13 protein-coding genes and 1 pseudogene are annotated in these 16178 nt (G+C 60.8%); 9 read left to right on the forward strand and 5 right to left on the reverse strand.

From position 1 onward, the window contains the following. Positions 1-32: 32 nt before the first annotated feature. Positions 33-2774, reverse strand: coding sequence for a preprotein translocase subunit SecA (gene secA, locus PQT43_RS08310; protein ID WP_102860544.1), 2742 nt, complete (start codon positions 2772-2774; stop codon positions 33-35). A gap of 322 nt (positions 2775-3096) precedes the next feature. Between secA and PQT43_RS08315 the strand changes: the two genes are divergently transcribed. Beyond that, positions 3097-3552: a DUF721 domain-containing protein gene (locus PQT43_RS08315; protein ID WP_253084629.1), complete on the forward strand. Its 456-nt coding sequence runs from the start codon at positions 3097-3099 to the stop codon at positions 3550-3552. Positions 3553-3567: 15 nt separating this feature from the next. Here the strand turns inward: PQT43_RS08315 and PQT43_RS08320 are convergent, their stop codons facing one another. Continuing rightward, positions 3568-5055 carry a helicase HerA-like domain-containing protein gene (locus PQT43_RS08320; RefSeq protein WP_272753694.1) on the reverse strand — a complete coding sequence of 496 codons (1488 nt, stop codon included), beginning with the start codon at positions 5053-5055 and terminating at the stop codon, positions 3568-3570. A 194-nt stretch (positions 5056-5249) separates the two neighbouring features. Between PQT43_RS08320 and PQT43_RS31380 the strand changes: the two are divergent. Together PQT43_RS31380 and PQT43_RS31385 are read left to right on the forward strand one after the other, a co-directional pair. Further along, positions 5250-6281, forward strand: a pseudogene (locus tag PQT43_RS31380) (HAMP domain-containing protein); the annotation flags it as partial. A gap of 93 nt (positions 6282-6374) precedes the next feature. Next, positions 6375-7139: a methyl-accepting chemotaxis protein gene (locus PQT43_RS31385; RefSeq protein ID WP_371826169.1), complete on the forward strand. Its 765-nt coding sequence runs from the start codon at positions 6375-6377 to the stop codon at positions 7137-7139. Between the two features lie 80 nt (positions 7140-7219). On the opposite strand, the gene PQT43_RS08330 is transcribed toward PQT43_RS31385, so the two are convergent. Together PQT43_RS08330 and purU are read right to left on the reverse strand one after the other, a co-directional pair. Beyond that, positions 7220-7390, reverse strand: a complete 171-nt coding sequence (locus PQT43_RS08330) for a hypothetical protein (RefSeq protein ID WP_170001668.1) — start codon at positions 7388-7390, stop codon at positions 7220-7222. A 68-nt stretch (positions 7391-7458) separates the two neighbouring features. Next, positions 7459-8307 carry a formyltetrahydrofolate deformylase gene (gene purU, locus PQT43_RS08335; RefSeq protein ID WP_102880993.1) on the reverse strand — a complete coding sequence of 283 codons (849 nt, stop codon included), beginning with the start codon at positions 8305-8307 and terminating at the stop codon, positions 7459-7461. Between the two features lie 346 nt (positions 8308-8653). On the opposite strand from purU, the gene mvaT reads away from it, so the two are divergent. Beyond that, a complete protein-coding gene (gene mvaT / locus PQT43_RS08340; protein ID WP_102860539.1) occupies positions 8654-9028 on the forward strand; it encodes a histone-like nucleoid-structuring protein MvaT in 375 nt (124 codons plus the stop codon). A 104-nt stretch (positions 9029-9132) separates the two neighbouring features. Here the strand turns inward: mvaT and sbcB are convergent, their stop codons facing one another. Beyond that, positions 9133-10560: an exodeoxyribonuclease I gene (gene sbcB / locus PQT43_RS08345; protein ID WP_110651400.1), complete on the reverse strand. Its 1428-nt coding sequence runs from the start codon at positions 10558-10560 to the stop codon at positions 9133-9135. Between the two features lie 185 nt (positions 10561-10745). Between sbcB and PQT43_RS08350 the strand changes: the two genes are divergently transcribed. The 5 genes from PQT43_RS08350 to PQT43_RS08370 are packed head-to-tail and all read left to right on the forward strand — an operon-like array spanning position 10746 to position 16167. Continuing rightward, entirely contained in the window at positions 10746-11471 is a 726-nt protein-coding gene (locus PQT43_RS08350; RefSeq protein WP_102880700.1) for an RDD family protein, read from the forward strand. Further along, entirely contained in the window at positions 11468-12448 is a 981-nt protein-coding gene (locus tag PQT43_RS08355; RefSeq protein WP_102880701.1) for a stage II sporulation protein M, read from the forward strand. Before PQT43_RS08350 ends, PQT43_RS08355 begins: the two co-directional genes overlap by 4 nt. Continuing rightward, positions 12435-13985, forward strand: coding sequence for a DUF4129 domain-containing protein (locus PQT43_RS08360; RefSeq protein ID WP_272753695.1), 1551 nt, complete (start codon positions 12435-12437; stop codon positions 13983-13985). Before PQT43_RS08355 ends, PQT43_RS08360 begins: the two co-directional genes overlap by 14 nt. Next, on the forward strand, positions 13982-15145 hold the full coding sequence (locus tag PQT43_RS08365) for a DUF4350 domain-containing protein (RefSeq protein WP_213665864.1): 1164 nt from the start codon (positions 13982-13984) through the stop codon (positions 15143-15145). Before PQT43_RS08360 ends, PQT43_RS08365 begins: the two co-directional genes overlap by 4 nt. Beyond that, positions 15142-16167, forward strand: coding sequence for an AAA family ATPase (locus tag PQT43_RS08370; RefSeq protein WP_272753696.1), 1026 nt, complete (start codon positions 15142-15144; stop codon positions 16165-16167). Before PQT43_RS08365 ends, PQT43_RS08370 begins: the two co-directional genes overlap by 4 nt. Positions 16168-16178: the final 11 nt, after the last annotated feature.

Here is a 16178-nt window from a genome sequence, read left to right on the forward strand (position 1 = left end):
CGGCGCGGGTGTTTCAGTGTCTGGCGAGGATCTTAGTTGATCTGGCCGTGACAGTGTTTGTACTTCTTGCCCGAACCGCAGTAGCACAGTTCGTTGCGTCCCAGTTTCTGTTCGTTGCGCACTGGCGCGGTAGCCAGGGCGACATCGACATCCACCCCTTCTTCCTGCGCTTGCGGCTGATCCAGACCCGGAGCCTCGGCGTGTTCGAACTGCAGGCGCTGAGCCAGTGCCTCGGCTTCCTGACGCAGGCGTGCCTCTTCCTCGGCCGGATCTTCGCGACGAACCTGCACATGGGACAGGACGCGGATCGAATCGCGCTTGATGGAATCCAGCAACTCGGAGAACAGGGTGAAGGACTCGCGCTTGTACTCCTGCTTCGGGTTCTTCTGCGCATAACCGCGCAGGTGAATACCGTGGCGCAGGTGGTCCATGGTGGACAGGTGGTCTTTCCACAAGTCATCCAGTACCCGCAGTACGATCTGCTTCTCGAAAGAACGCAGCGCTTCGGCACCGGCCTGGTCTTCTTTCTCGTTGTACGCGGCGATCAACTCGTTGAGCAGCTTCTCGCGCAGGGTTTCTTCGTACAGGTGATCGTCTTCGTCGAGCCACTGCTGGATCGGCAGGCTTACACCGAAACCGCTCTGGATCGACTCTTCCAGACCGGCCACGTCCCACTGCTCGGGCAGCGATTGCGGCGGAATATGCGCGCTGACGGTGGCGTTGAGCACGTCCTGGCGGAAATCGGCGATGGTTTCGCCAATGTTGTCCGCAGCCAACAAGGTATTGCGCATGTGATAGATCACTTTACGCTGCTCGTTGTTGACGTCATCGAACTCCAGCAATTGCTTACGGATGTCGAAGTTGCGGCCTTCCACCTTGCGCTGAGCCTTCTCGATGGCGTTGGTCACCATGCGGTGCTCGATCGCCTCGCCGGACTGCATGCCCAACGCTTTCATGAAGTTCTTCACCCGGTCAGAGGCAAAGATGCGCATCAGGCTGTCTTCCAGGGACAGGTAGAAACGGCTGGAACCGGCGTCACCCTGACGACCAGCACGACCACGCAGCTGGTTGTCGATACGGCGCGACTCGTGACGCTCGGAAGCGATTACCTGCAGGCCACCGGACTCCAGCACTTGCTGGTGACGCTTCTGCCAATCGGCCTTGATCTGGGCGATCTGCTCAGGCGTCGGGTTCTCCAGAGAGGCGACCTCCACTTCCCAGTTACCACCCAGCAGGATGTCGGTACCACGACCGGCCATGTTGGTGGCGATGGTCAAGGCCCCCGGGCGACCGGCCTGGGCGATGATTTCCGCTTCCTTCTCGTGGAACTTGGCGTTCAGGACCTTGTGCTCGATGCCTTCCTTGTTGAGCAGGTTGGACATGTGCTCGGAGGTTTCGATGGTCGCAGTACCTACCAGTACCGGACGGCCCTGGGCCATGCACTCCTTGATGTCATTGATGATCGCGGCGTATTTCTCGTCCGCGGTCAGGAACACCAGGTCGTTGTAGTCCTTACGAGCCAGCGGCTTGTTCGGCGGAATCACCATCACCTGCAGGCCGTATATCTGATGGAACTCGAAGGCTTCGGTGTCGGCGGTGCCGGTCATGCCGGACAGCTTGGTGTACAGACGGAAGTAGTTCTGGAAAGTGGTCGAGGCCAGGGTCTGGCTCTCGGCCTGGATGTTGAGGTTTTCCTTGGCTTCGATGGCCTGGTGCAGGCCTTCGGACAGGCGACGCCCCGGCATGGTCCGGCCGGTGTGCTCGTCCACCAGGACCACTTGGCCATCCTGGACGATGTATTCGACGTTGCGATTGAACAGCTTGTGGGCACGCAGGCCGGCATAGACGTGAGTCAACAAGCCCAGGTTGTGGGCCGAATACAGGCTTTCGCCTTCCGCCAGCAGGCCGACCTGGGTCAGCATTTCTTCGATGAACTGGTGACCGGCTTCGTTGAGTTCGACCTGACGGGTCTTCTCGTCGACAGTAAAGTGACCAGCCTTGGTGACCTGGCCTTCCACTTCCTCGATGTGCTGCTCGAGACGCGGGATCAGCTTGTTGATTTCGGTGTACAGGCGGGAACTGTCTTCAGCCTGACCGGAGATGATCAACGGGGTACGGGCTTCGTCGATAAGGATCGAGTCGACTTCGTCGATCACGGCAAAATTGAGCTCGCGCTGGAACTTGTCTTCCATGCTGAAAGCCATGTTGTCGCGCAAGTAGTCGAAACCGAATTCGTTGTTGGTGCCGTAGGTGATGTCGGCGGCGTAGGCGGCGCGCTTCTCTTCCGGCGGCTGGAACGGCGTGACCACGCCAACAGTCAGGCCGAGGAATTCATAAAGCGGACGCATCCAGTTGGCGTCACGGCGAGCCAGGTAGTCGTTCACCGTCACTACGTGCACGCCCTTGCCGGACAGTGCGTTGAGGTAGACGCCCAGGGTTGCCACCAGGGTCTTGCCTTCACCGGTACGCATCTCGGCGATCTTGCCTTCATGCAAGGTCATGCCACCGATCAACTGCACGTCGAAGTGACGCATCCCCATGACGCGCTTACCGGCTTCACGGGCGACCGCGAAGGCTTCGGGAAGCAATTTGTCGAGGGTTTCACCCTTGGCGATACGGGCCTTGAACTCGGCAGTCTTGGCACGCAATTGATCGTCCGAAAGGGCCACCATTTGCTCTTCGAAGGCATTGACGATTTGTACCGTCTTGAGCATGCGTTTGACTTCACGCTCGTTCTTGCTTCCAAAAAGTTTCTTTAACAAAGGCGCAAACATATCGGCAGGATCTTCCACACATAGGGTTGGAGGGCGGCCCCGTGAGTCGCCCGAGCAGCCCTCATGGCCGCATGCGAACGAGCATTCTACCCGGAAACGATGGTGAGGAAAGTGGCGTTATTCCACGATGCTGGCACAGCGCTGTGACGGGGCTCACCTAAAATAAGGGCTTTTTGCCGAACTTCAAGCCCATTGACCACAGAACTTAATGATTACGATCAGCAAAGCGCCAGAAAGTAGTCAAAGTACGAAAAAGCAATGAGGGCGGTGCCCCGGGCGCTTTCTGCTACCATGGTGCCTCTGTAACTTCAGGTTTCTGATCATGGCATTTCGCCCCCTTACGGCACGCGCGCCTGCCGTTCTTCTTCGCGAAGCCAAGCCACTCAAAGCCATACTCGGCCACGCCCAGCGCCTGGCGCATCTGCAGCGCCTGCTGGAGAGCCAGTTGCAACCGGCTGCTCGCGAACATTGCCACGTCGCCTCCTGGCGAGAAGGCAGCTTGCTGCTGATCGTCACCGATGGCCACTGGGCTACGCGCCTGCGCTATCAGCAAAAACGCCTGCAGCGCCAATTGCAGGAGTTCAACGAGTTCGGCAACCTCACGCGCATCCTGTTCAAGGTCCAGCCACCCACGGTCCAACAGGGCGCAGTGGGGCACACCATGGATCTGTCGAACAACGCCGCCGAAACCATCCAGGCCACAGCCGAAGGCATCACCGATCCCAATCTGCGTGCCGCCCTGGAGCGCCTGGCCAGCCACGCCAAACCACGGGGCTGACCCAGACGCCAGGCTTCAGCGCCGCTTGCTGCCACCCAGCAACGACCCCATCAGCCCCCTGACCAATTGCCGGCCCAACTGATTGGCCGCCTGACGCATGGCTGACTTCAACGCCTGCCCGGCCGCCGTGCCGAGGAACTCACCCGCCCGATCAGCCAGGCTCGGTTCTTCAGCGCCGGGCTTGTCGGGCGTCGCCTGCGCTTCAGGCGCCAGGTCCTTGCGCCCCATCAACACCTCATAGGCAGACTCACGATCGATAGGCTTGTCATAACGCCCCTGTAACGGCGAACTGGCGATCAGGGCCTTGCGCTCAGCCTCGGTCAAAGGTCCGACTCGCGATTGCGGAGGCGCCACCAACACGCGCTGGACCATCTCCGGCGTGCCCTTGTCTTGCAGAGTACCCACCAGCGCCTCGCCGATACCCAGCTCAGTGAGCACCGCCAGCGCATCAAAGTCCGGGTTTGGACGGAAACCATCGGCCACAGCCCGCAACGACTTCTGCTCCTTGGCGGTGAACGCCCGCAAGCCATGCTGAATACGCAGGCCCAGTTGAGCCAGCACATCGTCCGGCAAATCCCCTGGCGATTGGGTCACGAAATACACCCCCACCCCCTTGGAACGAATCAGCCGTACCACCTGCTCCAGTCGATCCTGCAAAGCCTTGGGAGTGCCCGCAAACAGCAAGTGGGCCTCGTCGAAAAACAGGGCCAGCACAGGCTTGTCCGCATCACCGCGTTCCGGCAGTTGCTCGAACAATTCAGCCAGCAGCCATAAAAGGAAGGTCGCATAGACTTTCGGTGCCTCGTGCACCAGACGGCTGGCATCGAGCAGATGAATCCGCCCACGACCATCGGCTGCCGGTTGCAGAATATCTTCCAGTTGCAACGCTGGCTCACCGAACAGAGCTTCCGCCCCTTGTTGCTCCAGGGTCGCCAGGCGCCGCAACAGCGCCTGACTGGAACCTGTGGTCATCAGCGCCGCGTCATCTCCCAGCAGTTGAGGGTTGTCCTTGAGGTGATTGAGCAGCGCCTTTAGATCCTTCAAATCCAGCAACAAAAGCCCTTCACGGTCCGCCACCTTGAACGCGGCATACAGCGCAGACTGCTGGCTGTCGGTGAGTTCAAGCAGGCTGCCCAGCAACAATGGGCCCATTTCGCTCAAGGTGGTGCGCAAGGGATGACCGGACTGGCCCTGGATATCCCACAGCGTTACCGGATACGCCTGAGGCTTATGTTCAAGCCACGACATGCCGGCGATCCGTTCGGCAATCTTGCCCTGTGGATTGCCCGCCGCCCCCAGCCCGCACAGATCGCCTTTGATATCCGCGGCGAACACCGCCACCCCGGCGTCACTGAAGGCCTCGGCCAGGCGTTGCAAGGTCACGGTCTTGCCAGTGCCGGTGGCGCCCGCCACCAGACCATGGCGGTTGGCCAGGCGCATGGCCTGAGCGATCGGCTGACCACCAAGGTCGGCACCGATAACGAGTTGCGATAAATCAGGCATTTTGTCACCCCTGGTTAAGCTTTGGCCTTACACGGTCGATATGAAGAAATGATGGATCAGAAGTATCTGAAATAAAGGTCAGGTAATTCCTTTGGGATAGATGGAGATATCAGCTTACTTATAACACCGCCCATTCTGCGCGCTTTTCCAACCCGATGCCCTGGACTCAAAGACCTTAGCGGACACACCAAGCCATGAACAAAAATCTGCGCTTCAGCCACAAGATCCTGCTTGCCGCCTCGCTGATCGTCATAGCTGCATTTGCGCTATTCACGCTCTACAACGATTACCTGCAACGCAACGCCATTCGTGATGATCTGGACAACTATCTTCAGGAAATGGGCGACGTTACGGCAAAAAATATTCAGACCTGGCTCGCCGGTCGCGCCTTGCTGATCGAGAACATCTCGCAATCGGTAGCGCTGAACCCCGACCCGACCAATGTCAGCAATCTGCTGGAACAGAAGTCCGTGAGCTCAACCTTCATGGGGGCTTACCTGGGTAATAAGGATGGCACCTTCATCATCCGCCCGAACAGCAAGATGCCCGACGGCTACGACCCTCGCGCACGTCCTTGGTACAAGAGTGCGGAGAGCACCAATGGCTCGGCCCTGACCGAACCCTACATCGACCTGGCCTCCGGCCAACTGGTGATTTCCATTGTCGACAGCGTGATCAAGGCCGGCCAGCGTGTTGGTGTAGTGGGCGGCGACCTCAGCCTGCAGGTGATTGCCGACAGCATCAATGCCCTGGACTTCGACGGCATGGGCTACGCCTTCCTGATCAGCGCCGACGGCAAGATCCTGGTGCACCCGGACAAGAACCTGGTGATGAAGAATCTCAAGGACGTCTATCCCCAGGACACCCCGCGCATCAGCAGCGAGCTCAGTGAGGTCAGCGTCGACGGCAAAACCCGCATCGTCACCTTCACCCCGATCAAGGGCCTGTCTTCGGTGAACTGGTACATCGGCCTGTCGGTGGACAAGGACAAGGCCTTCGCCATGCTCAGCGAATTCCGTACCTCGGCCCTTATCGCCACCCTGACCGCCGTGGCCCTGACCATCGCCCTGCTGGGCCTGCTGATTCGCCTGCTCATGCAGCCCCTGCATGTGATGACCCGCGCCATGCAAGACATTGCCGATGGCGAAGGCGACCTGACCCGCCGCCTGAACATCCACAACCAGGACGAATTCGGCATCCTCGGTACCGCCTTCAACCGTTTTGTCGAACGTATCCACGGTTCGATCCGCGAAGTTTCCTCGGCCACCGAGCATGTCAACGAAGTCGCCCTGCGGGTGGTCAGCGCCTCCAACTCATCGATGCTCAACTCCGATGAGCAGGCCAGTCGCACCAACAGTGTCGCCGCGGCCATCAATCAACTGGGGGCCGCGGCCCAGGAAATCGCCCGTAATGCCGCCCAGGCCTCGCAGCAGGCCAGCGACGCCCGTAACCTGGCTGAAGACGGCCAGCAGGTGGTGGATCGCAGCATCCAGGCGATGAACCAGCTGTCGGACATGATCAGCGCCTCCAGCAGCAACATCGAGACCCTGAACAGCAAGACCGTGAACATCGGGCAGATTCTCGAAGTCATCACCAGCATTTCCCAACAGACCAACTTGCTGGCACTCAACGCCGCCATTGAAGCCGCCCGTGCAGGTGAAGCCGGCCGCGGATTTGCCGTGGTTGCCGACGAAGTGCGCAACCTGGCGCACCGCACCCAAGAGTCGGCGCAGCAGGTACAGACCATGATCGAGGAACTGCAAGTGGGCGCCCGCGAGTCGGTGAGCACCATGAGCAACAGCCAGCGTCACAGCCAGGACAGCGTGGAGATCGCCAACCAGGCAGGAGAACGCCTGAACAGCGTGACCCAGCGCATTGGTGAAATCGACGGCATGAACCAGTCGGTGGCCACCGCCACCGAGGAACAGACTTCGGTGGTGGAGTCCATCAACATGGACATCACCGAAATCAATACGCTGAACCAGGAAGGCGTGGAAAACCTCCAGGCGACACTGCGGGCCTGCTCCGATCTGGAACAGCAAGCAGCGCGCTTGAAGCATCTGGTGGGCAGTTTCAGAATTTGAAGGGAGGGCCTCAGGGCCCTTTAGTCGGCAAGCCGGCTTCTACAGGAGGAGCCGATTGCCAACAATGACCGGCAAACCACTCACTGCGGCTCCGGCGGTGGTTCCTTCTGCAGCTGCTCCCACAGTTGAGCAGCCCCCGGAAACTCGGTGCCGTCATCGGCATCAAGTTCATCGGGGTCATAGCGGCTCAAGCACCCCTCGCCGAGGGTCGCGGGGGCCTGGGAAGTGGCTTTATCCAGTGGATCGGTCATCGGGCTGACCTCGTGATTTACAGAACCAGGAGCGGGATATTGAACCCCCGCTCCTGGTTTTTTTTCAATCAGAACACCACGGTCTTGTTGCCGTGCACCAGCACCCGGTCTTCCAGGTGGTAGCGCAGGCCGCGGGCCAGGACCATCTTCTCCACATCACGACCAAAACGCACCATGTCCTCGATGCTGTCGCTGTGGCTGACCCGTACCACGTCCTGCTCGATGATCGGACCGGCGTCCAGCTCTTCGGTGACGTAGTGGCAGGTGGCGCCAATCAGCTTCACCCCACGCAGAGAAGCCTGGTGGTAAGGCTTGGCACCGACGAAGGACGGCAGGAAGCTGTGGTGGATGTTGATCACCTTGTGCGCATATTCGCTGCACAACGCCGGCGGCAGGATTTGCATGTAGCGCGCCAGCACCACCACTTCGGCGTCGTGCTGTTTGACCAGACGCGAGACCTCGGCGAAAGCCGGCTCCTTGTCCTGGGGATTGACCGGTACGTGGTAATAAGGAATACCGTGCCACTCGACCATGCTGCGCAGGTCATCGTGGTTGGAGATCACACAGACGATCTCACAGTCCAGCTCATCGCTGTGCCAGCGGTGCAACAAGTCGGCCAGGCAATGGGACTCGCGACTGGCCATGAGCACCACACGCTTTTTCTCGGCGGTATCAGTGATTCGCCAGTCCATCGAGAACTCTTCGGCGATCGGCGCAAATGCCTCGCGAAAAGCCTCCAGGCCAAAAGGCAGGGAATCGGCACGAATCTCGTGGCGCATGAAGAACCAGCCACTGAGGTTGTCCGAGTGATGGCTCGCTTCGGTGATCCAACCGTTATGGGAGGCCAGAAAGTTACTGACTTTGGCAACGATGCCAACGCGGTCAGGGCAAGAAATCACCAACCGAAAGGTGCGCATGAGGGGGAAACTCCAGAACTTCGCAAAGGTCGCCATTCTAGCCACTGCGCGAAAAAACTGCAGTATCCATTGCGCGCCGGGCCTTGATTAGATTGGCAATCGCCGCTTGAAACGCCTTATCCACAGCCACTGCAACGACAGATACCGACACTTGCCAATAGCGCACAACTAGTTTGTGAATAGCGCAGTTGAACCCTTCGACCTATTAAATACCGAAATGATTTTTACGTCTAAACACACTAAGAGAGACAAATAAAACAGCGGTATTATGTTTACTTGCACATACTCTCTGACTATTATTGCGACATTGTCACCCAGCCACTCAGCGCTCAATAAGGTAGTCCACATGTCCCTGATCAACGAATACCGTGCTACAGAAGAAGCCATTAAAGAACTGCAAGCACGTTTGAAAAACCTGTCCCAAGACGACAAACTGAAAACCGAACTGGAATTCGAAGGCAAACTGCGCAGCCTGATGGGCGAGTACTCCAAGTCCCTGCGCGACATCATCGCCCTGCTGGATCCGGACTCGAAAGTTAAAGCACCACGCGCCGCAGTAAAAACCACCGGCACCAAGCGTGCTCGTAAAGTTAAACAGTACAAAAACCCGCACAACGGTGAAGTCATCGAAACCAAAGGTGGCAACCACAAGACTCTGAAAGAGTGGAAAGCCAAGTGGGGCGGCGATGTGGTTGAAGGCTGGGCAACCCTGCTGGGCTAAGCCTTGCCAGTGAGCGCCCGGGCTCCTGCAGTCCGATTGAAAAACGCCAGCCCGCTGGCGTTTTTTTATGCCCCGGCAACCTGTTCCAGAGCCGGGGCCATCCTTCAAAGAGCCAGGCGCCCAGCCAAGGCCCGAACATGCTCGCGCCACTCATCCAGCACCTGGCGCTGCTTCGGATCAGCACTTAACAACGATTGCTCAAGTCCCTGAGCAAAACTTTCCAGGGTATTGGGCGCGCCGAGTTTCGGGTCAAGCAAACGCTGCTGACAGAACCCGCGCCAACGCTCTTGCTCAGTTTTATCCAATGTCTCTGGAAAGTTGCGGGCACGGTAGCGAAAGAGCAATTCAGGCAAGCGCTCATCATCAAATGGCCACTGTTGCTGAGCCAAATGCAACGGATCAGCCTCACGCACTTGCTCACACAAACGCCGGTCGCGATCACCAATAAAGCCGTCGTACAACTGTTGCTCCGGGTCCTCGCTGGCCGCGAACTCGTCAGGGCCATAAATCACCGAAAGTTTATCCCGCCAAACTTCCTGGGCTTCAGTCAAAAGCAAGCCACGGCGCTGGTACTGCTCCATGTCCAAGTGCAGCCGTTGTTGATCCTCCACGCGCAAGACATTCAAGGGCGCCACTACCGGGCAGCGATTGATATGGATGAGTTTCAACGGCACTGGCAGCTCACCGTCCAGAAGATCTTCGCGCCGCGTATATAAACGCTGACGCAAGGTTTCGGCATCCAGATCCAGCAGCCCCTGCGGATCCAGATGCAGATCACAAACGATCAGCGCATTGCGGTTGCGTGGGTGCCAGGCCAGGGGCAGCACTACCCCGATGTAGTGCCGGGCCGCAGAGAAACGCCCGGAAATATGCACCAAAGGCTGCAGCAGGCGGATCTGGTCCATCACCCGCTGCTTGCTGCGCAGTTGAAACAGCCAGTCATAGAGCTTGGGTTGCTTGTCGCGAATCAGACGCGCCAAGGCAATGGTGGCGCGGACATCCGACAGTGCATCGTGGGCCTGGCCGTGGTCGATACCATTGGCAGCGGTCAGGCGCTCCAGCTTGAGGGTCACCTGCCCCTGCTCCTGCGGCCAGACGATCCCCTCGGGACGCAGAGCGTAGGCCGTACGCACCACATCGATCAGGTCCCAGCGGCTGTTGCCACCCTGCCATTCACGGGCATAGGGATCGAAGAAATTGCGGTACAGGCTGTAGCGGGTCACTTCATCGTCGAAACGCAAGGTGTTGTAGCCAACGCCGCAAGTCCCAGGGCGCGCCAGTTGCCCGTGCACCCGGGTCATGAAATCCGCCTCGCTCAAACCCTGCGCCGCCAGACGGCTCGGGGTGATGCCAGTGATCATGCAGGCCACCGGGTGCGGCAGGATATCGTCGCTGGGCTGGCAGTAGAGGTTGACCGGCTCGTCGATCTCATTGAGCGCCAGATCGGTGCGAATACCGGCCACTTGTAACGGGCGATCGCTGCGAGGATTGATGCCGGTGGTTTCGTAGTCGTACCAAAAGAGGGAAGTCACGGCCTGTTCCTGAACTGAAAGACCGCCGCAGTCTAGGCGCTCAAGCATCCCCAGGGCCAGCCGCGCGAACCGGCGGCACGCAGAGCGCCACGTTGAATTAGCAGTTAATGATGTCGTTTGCCCCTCGGACACTGCTAGCATCTGCGCTGGATTTTTCTCTACCAGGCCAAGCCCCAAAGTTGCCCATGCTTGAGACGACAGCAACGCCAAGGAACGCATCGCTGCACCCGCCACTGGATACGCGGTATCAGGTCGAAACCCCCGAGGGCATCGATCTGCCGCTGCGACCGGCGGGATTGCTGGTGCGTACCCTGGCGTTTGCCCTCGATCTGGGCATCCGCGGGCTGGTGTTGGGCCTGCTGTTCATTGTGCTGGGCTTTTTCGGCGAGATCGGCATCGGTCTCGGTTCGATCCTGCTATTTCTGATCAGCTGGTGGTACATGGTGCTGTTCGAGGTGCTGAACCAGGGCCGCTCTCCCGGCAAGCAAATAATGGGACTGCGAGTGGTTCAGGACGATGGCACCCCCATTGGCTGGAGCGCCTCCCTGACCCGCAACCTGCTGCGCTTTGCCGACATGTTGCCGTTCGGCTACTTCCTTGGCGCGATCAGTTGCCTGCAGCATCCGACCTTCAAGCGCCTGGGCGACCTGGCCGCCGGCACCCTGGTGATCTATCGCGAGCAGTCGGTCAAGCGCCCGGAACTGCCACCCGCCGTCCCCCGCTCCGCGCCTTTTGCCCTGAGCCTGAACGAACAACGGGCGATTCTCGGGTTTGCCGAACGTCAGAATCAACTGTCGGCCGAGCGCACCCGGGAACTGGCGGCGATCCTCGCACAACCGCTGCATGTACCCACCGCCCAGGCCACTGCCGAACTCAACGGCATCGCCCGCGGTTTTCTGGGAACGACATGAAACAAAGCCTTTTTGAGAACCGTCATCAGGCGCAATGGCAACAGTTCGAGCATCTGCTGGACCAGTTGGAGCGACGCCGGGTCAAAGCCGAGGACTGCCAGAACTTCGTCCAGGACTACCGCCGCCTGTGCCAGCACCTGGCCCTGGCCCAGGAGCGCGGTTACAGCAGTTACCTGATCGATCCATTGCAGCAGTTGGCATTGCGCGGCCATCAGCAGTTGTACCGGCAACGCACCGCCATCAGCGCCAACGTCCTGGGCTTCATACTGGCCGGTTTTCCGCGTCTAGTGCGCCAGGAGTGGCGCCTGGTACTGATCGCCAGCCTGCTGTTCTTCGGCAGCCTGCTGGGTATCGGCCTGTTGGTGTACCTCTACCCCGAACTGGTCTATAGCCTGGTGAGCCCGGAGCAGGTGTCGGAAATGCAGAGCATGTACGAGCCCACCGACGGACGCCTGGGACGGGTCGCCGAACGCGCCTCAAGCCAGGACTGGGTGATGTTCGGCTACTACATCATGCACAACATCGGCATCGCCTTTCAGACCTTCGCCAGCGGCCTGCTGTTTGGCCTGGGTAGCGTGTTCTTCCTGTTTTTCAACGGCCTGATGATCGGCGCCATCGCCGGCCACCTGACCCAGATCGGCTTCGGCCAGACCTTCTGGCCCTTCGTCATCGGCCATGGCGCCTTCGAGCTGAGCGCCATTGCCCTGTCCGGTGCGGCCGGGTTGAAACTGGGCTGGGCACTGATCGCCCCCGGTCGCCTGAGCCGCGGCGAAGCCCTGTTGCAGGCTGCGCGGATAAGCGTGCAATTGGTCTACGGGGTTATCGTATTCCTGCTGATCGCGGCCTTTATCGAAGCCTACTGGTCCTCCATGACCTGGCCCGCGCCCTGGATCAAATACAGCGTCGGCGCCGCCCTGTGGAGCCTGGTGGTGGCGTACCTGACCCTGGCCGGACGTGAATCCCATGCGCCTGAGTGACGCCAGCGTGACGATCCGCCCACGCAACCCCTGGGAAGCCATGGACCTGGGGATACTGCTGAGCCAGCGTCACCGGCGCCTGCTGATGACCAGCTGGGCCATCGTCAGCCTGCCGGTGTTTGCCCTGCTGAGCCTGCTGCTGTGGCAATCCCCATCCTTGGCAGTGCTGTTGTTCTGGTGGCTGAAACCGGCCTTCGAACGCCTGCCACTGTTCATCCTCTCCAAAGCCCTGTTCGGTGAAACCCCAAGCCTGGCAGAGGCGCTGAGGCAGTGGCCACGCCTGCTCAAGCCACAATTGCTGGCCAGCCTGACCTGGCGCCGCTTCAGCATGAGCCGCAGCTTTGTCATGCCGGTGGTGCAACTTGAAGGCCTGAGTGGCGATGCCCGGCAACAACGCCTGGCGGTCCTGCTGCAGCGCAATGCCGGGGCCGCACGCTGGTTGACCCTGATCGGCATGCACCTGGAAGGCGCCTTGTGGATCGGGTTGATGGTGCTGTTCTACCTGCTGCTGCCGCAACAGATCGAACTGGACTGGAGCTGGCAGAGCCTGGTCATCGCCGCCCAGCAGGACTGGTTCTGGCTGGAACACCTGACCAACGCCTTCTACGCTCTGGTCCTGGTGATCTGGGAGCCCATCTACGTGGCCTGTGGCTTCAGCCTGTACCTCAACCGCCGCACCGAGCTAGAGGCCTGGGACATCGAACTGGTTTTCCGCCGCCTGCGCCAGCGTCTGGCGGGCGTCACGGCGCTGCTGCTGGTGACCGGCCTGATGCTGGCGATGCCGGGCGCATCGATCTGGGCAGCCACTCCCAGCAGTTCCGTGGCTGGCCCCGAAGCGCCACGACTGCTGCAGCAACCGCTGACCAGCAAAGCCTCGAAGGACAGCATCCAGGGCATCCTGGAAAAGCCGCCGTTCAAGAACCAGGAGTCGGTCACCCGCTACCGCTTCGGCGAAGAGCAGGCAAAGAAGAAAGACGCCAAGGACAAGCCGCCGGGCTGGCTCAAGAGCCTGCTTGAGAACCTCGACAACAACAGTTTCGGCAGCCTCGCCAAGGGCCTGGAAATCCTCCTCTGGGCCTTGCTGCTAGGGGCCCTGGGCTGGCTGATCTGGCGCTACCGCGATTGGCTGCGAGCCTTTGTCAGCCGCCGTCCGCTACCGCGCAAAAAACGCCCCGCCGCGATCCCCCAGCAACTGTTCGGTCTGGACGTCAGCAGCGAAACCCTGCCTGCCGATGTGGCCGCACGCGCCGAGGAACTCTGGTCCAGCCAGCCCCGGGAGGCCCTGGGCCTGCTTTACAGGGCACTGCTCAGTCGCCTGCTGGAAGACTTTCATCTGCCCCTGAGCGTGGCCGATACCGAAGGCCAGGTACTGGAGCGGATCAAGACCTTGCAACAACCGCCCCTGGAAGCCTTCAGCCGTGAACTGACGGAGCATTGGCAGAACATGGCCTACGGGCACCGGGTTCCCGGCGCCGATCTGCAGCCGCAACTGTGCGACGCCTGGCGCAGTCTGTTCGGCCCAGGAGCGCCAGCATGAAGCGCTATCTATGGGGCAGCCTGGCCCTGTTGCTGATCCTGGTACTGGGAGCCACCGGCTACTACCTGTACCGCCACGCCACGCCCTATCAGGAACTCGTCGATCACGGCCCGTCGCCCGAAGCCCGCGCCAATCCCTACCTGGCCGCCGAGATGTTTATGCGCGAACGCGGCCTCAAGGTCGATCACGCCAACGGCCTGGAAGTACTGGCCACCTTGAAGCCCGCCGGCAACAGCCTGCTGTTGCTGGGGGAGCGCTCGAACATGAGCCCGCGCCAGGCCGACCAGGTGCTGGATTGGGCCCGTGCCGGTGGCCGGCTGATTTTTGTCGCCGAAGCCCTGTGGGACGATGACACCCAGCAAAGCGGTGACTTGCTGCTGGATCGGGTGCAGATCCATCAACAGCTCAGTGAAGACCTCGAGGAGCCGCCGGAACAGGAAGCCAACGACGCCTTTCCAAAGCTGACCAAAGTCTATCTGGAAGACGAACAGGCCCCGGCCTACATCGGCTTCGACACCGCCTTCCACCTGGACGACCCTGACAGCCTGGCCCAGTCCTGGGCCAACAGCGGCGTGGCCACCCACATGATCCAGCTCGACTACGGCCAGGGCTCGGTCACCGTGCTGACCGACGCCGACATCTGGAAAACCCCGGCCATCGGCCTGTACGACAACGCCTGGCTGCTGTGGTACCTCAATACCGATACGGCCGTGACCCTGCTGTTCAACACCGACCACCCGAGCCTGTGGCAATTGCTCTGGCGCTATTTTCCCCAGGCGTTGGTCGCCCTGGCGCTGTTGATCGGCCTTTGGCTGTGGCAGGCCGGTAGCCGCCAGGGGCCTTTGCTGGCGCCGGCCCCCAAGGCCCGGCGTCAACTGCGTGAACACCTGCGCGCCAGTGCCGATTTCATCCTGCGCCATGGCGGCCAGGGCCCACTGCTGCAGGCCCTGCAACTGGATATCCGGCGCCGGGCACGACGTCGCCATCCGGGTTTCGAACAACTGGAACCCGAAGCCCAGTGGGACGTCCTCGCCCTGCTCAGCCAGCAGCCTGTCGATGCTGTGCGCCAAGCCCTGCAACCGGTGTCCGGGCAGCGCCTTTCCGGTGCTGATTTCAGCCACCAGGTCGCCCACCTGCAAACTCTCAGGAATGCCCTATGAGCGAACAACCCGTCGAATCCCTTGACTCCTCCGAGGCGCCTCAGCCCCAGGTCCATGCGGCCCAGCAGCGGCAACGGGCCAGCCAGCTGGCGCAGGCGGTGCGCCAGGAACTGCAGAAGGTGGTGATCGGCCAGGAGGCCGTGATCGATGATGTACTGACGGCGCTGATCGCCGGTGGCCACGTGTTGCTCGAAGGCGTCCCAGGTCTGGGCAAAACACTGTTGGTACGGGCCCTGGCACGCTGCTTTGGCGGAGAGTTTGCACGCATCCAGTTCACCCCGGACCTGATGCCCAGCGATGTCACCGGCCACGCGGTGTACGACCTGCAGACCGAGCAGTTCAAACTGCGCAAGGGTCCGCTGTTCACCAATCTGCTGTTGGCGGACGAAATCAACCGCGCCCCGGCCAAGACCCAGGCCGCGCTGCTGGAAGCCATGCAGGAACGCCAAGTGACCCTGGAAGGCCGGGCCCTGCCCATCGCCCAGCCATTCATGGTCCTGGCGACCCAGAACCCCATCGAGCAGGAAGGCACCTACCCGCTGCCGGAAGCCGAACTGGACCGTTTCATGCTCAAGTTGCGGATGGACTACCCGGACGCCGAGGAGGAGCTGAACATGGTTCGCCAGGTGGCTCGCTCGACCCGCGCCGACATGCTTGATGTCCAGCCCCTGCGTACCGTGCTCCAGGCCAAGGACGTGCTGGCCCTGCAGCGCATCGCCAGTGAACTTCCCTTGGACGAACAGGTGCTCGACTATGCCGTGCGCCTGGCCCGGGCCACCCGCAGTTGGCTGGGACTGACACTGGGCGCTGGCCCGCGTGCCTCCATTGCCCTGGTGCGCGGAGCCCGGGCCCGGGCCCTGCTGCGGGGCGGCGAATTCGTGATCCCGGATGACATCAAGGGCTGCGCCTTGGCCGTGCTACGGCATCGGGTACGGGTCGCTCCGGAGCTGGATATCGAAGGGCTGTCGGTGGAACAGGTGCTCAAGCAGATGCTTGAGCAGATTCCGGCACCGCGCCTGTGAGCCGCCCACAC

Source organism: Pseudomonas sp. BLCC-B112, assembly GCF_028550695.1.
Lineage (GTDB): Bacteria > Pseudomonadota > Gammaproteobacteria > Pseudomonadales > Pseudomonadaceae > Aquipseudomonas > Aquipseudomonas danubii.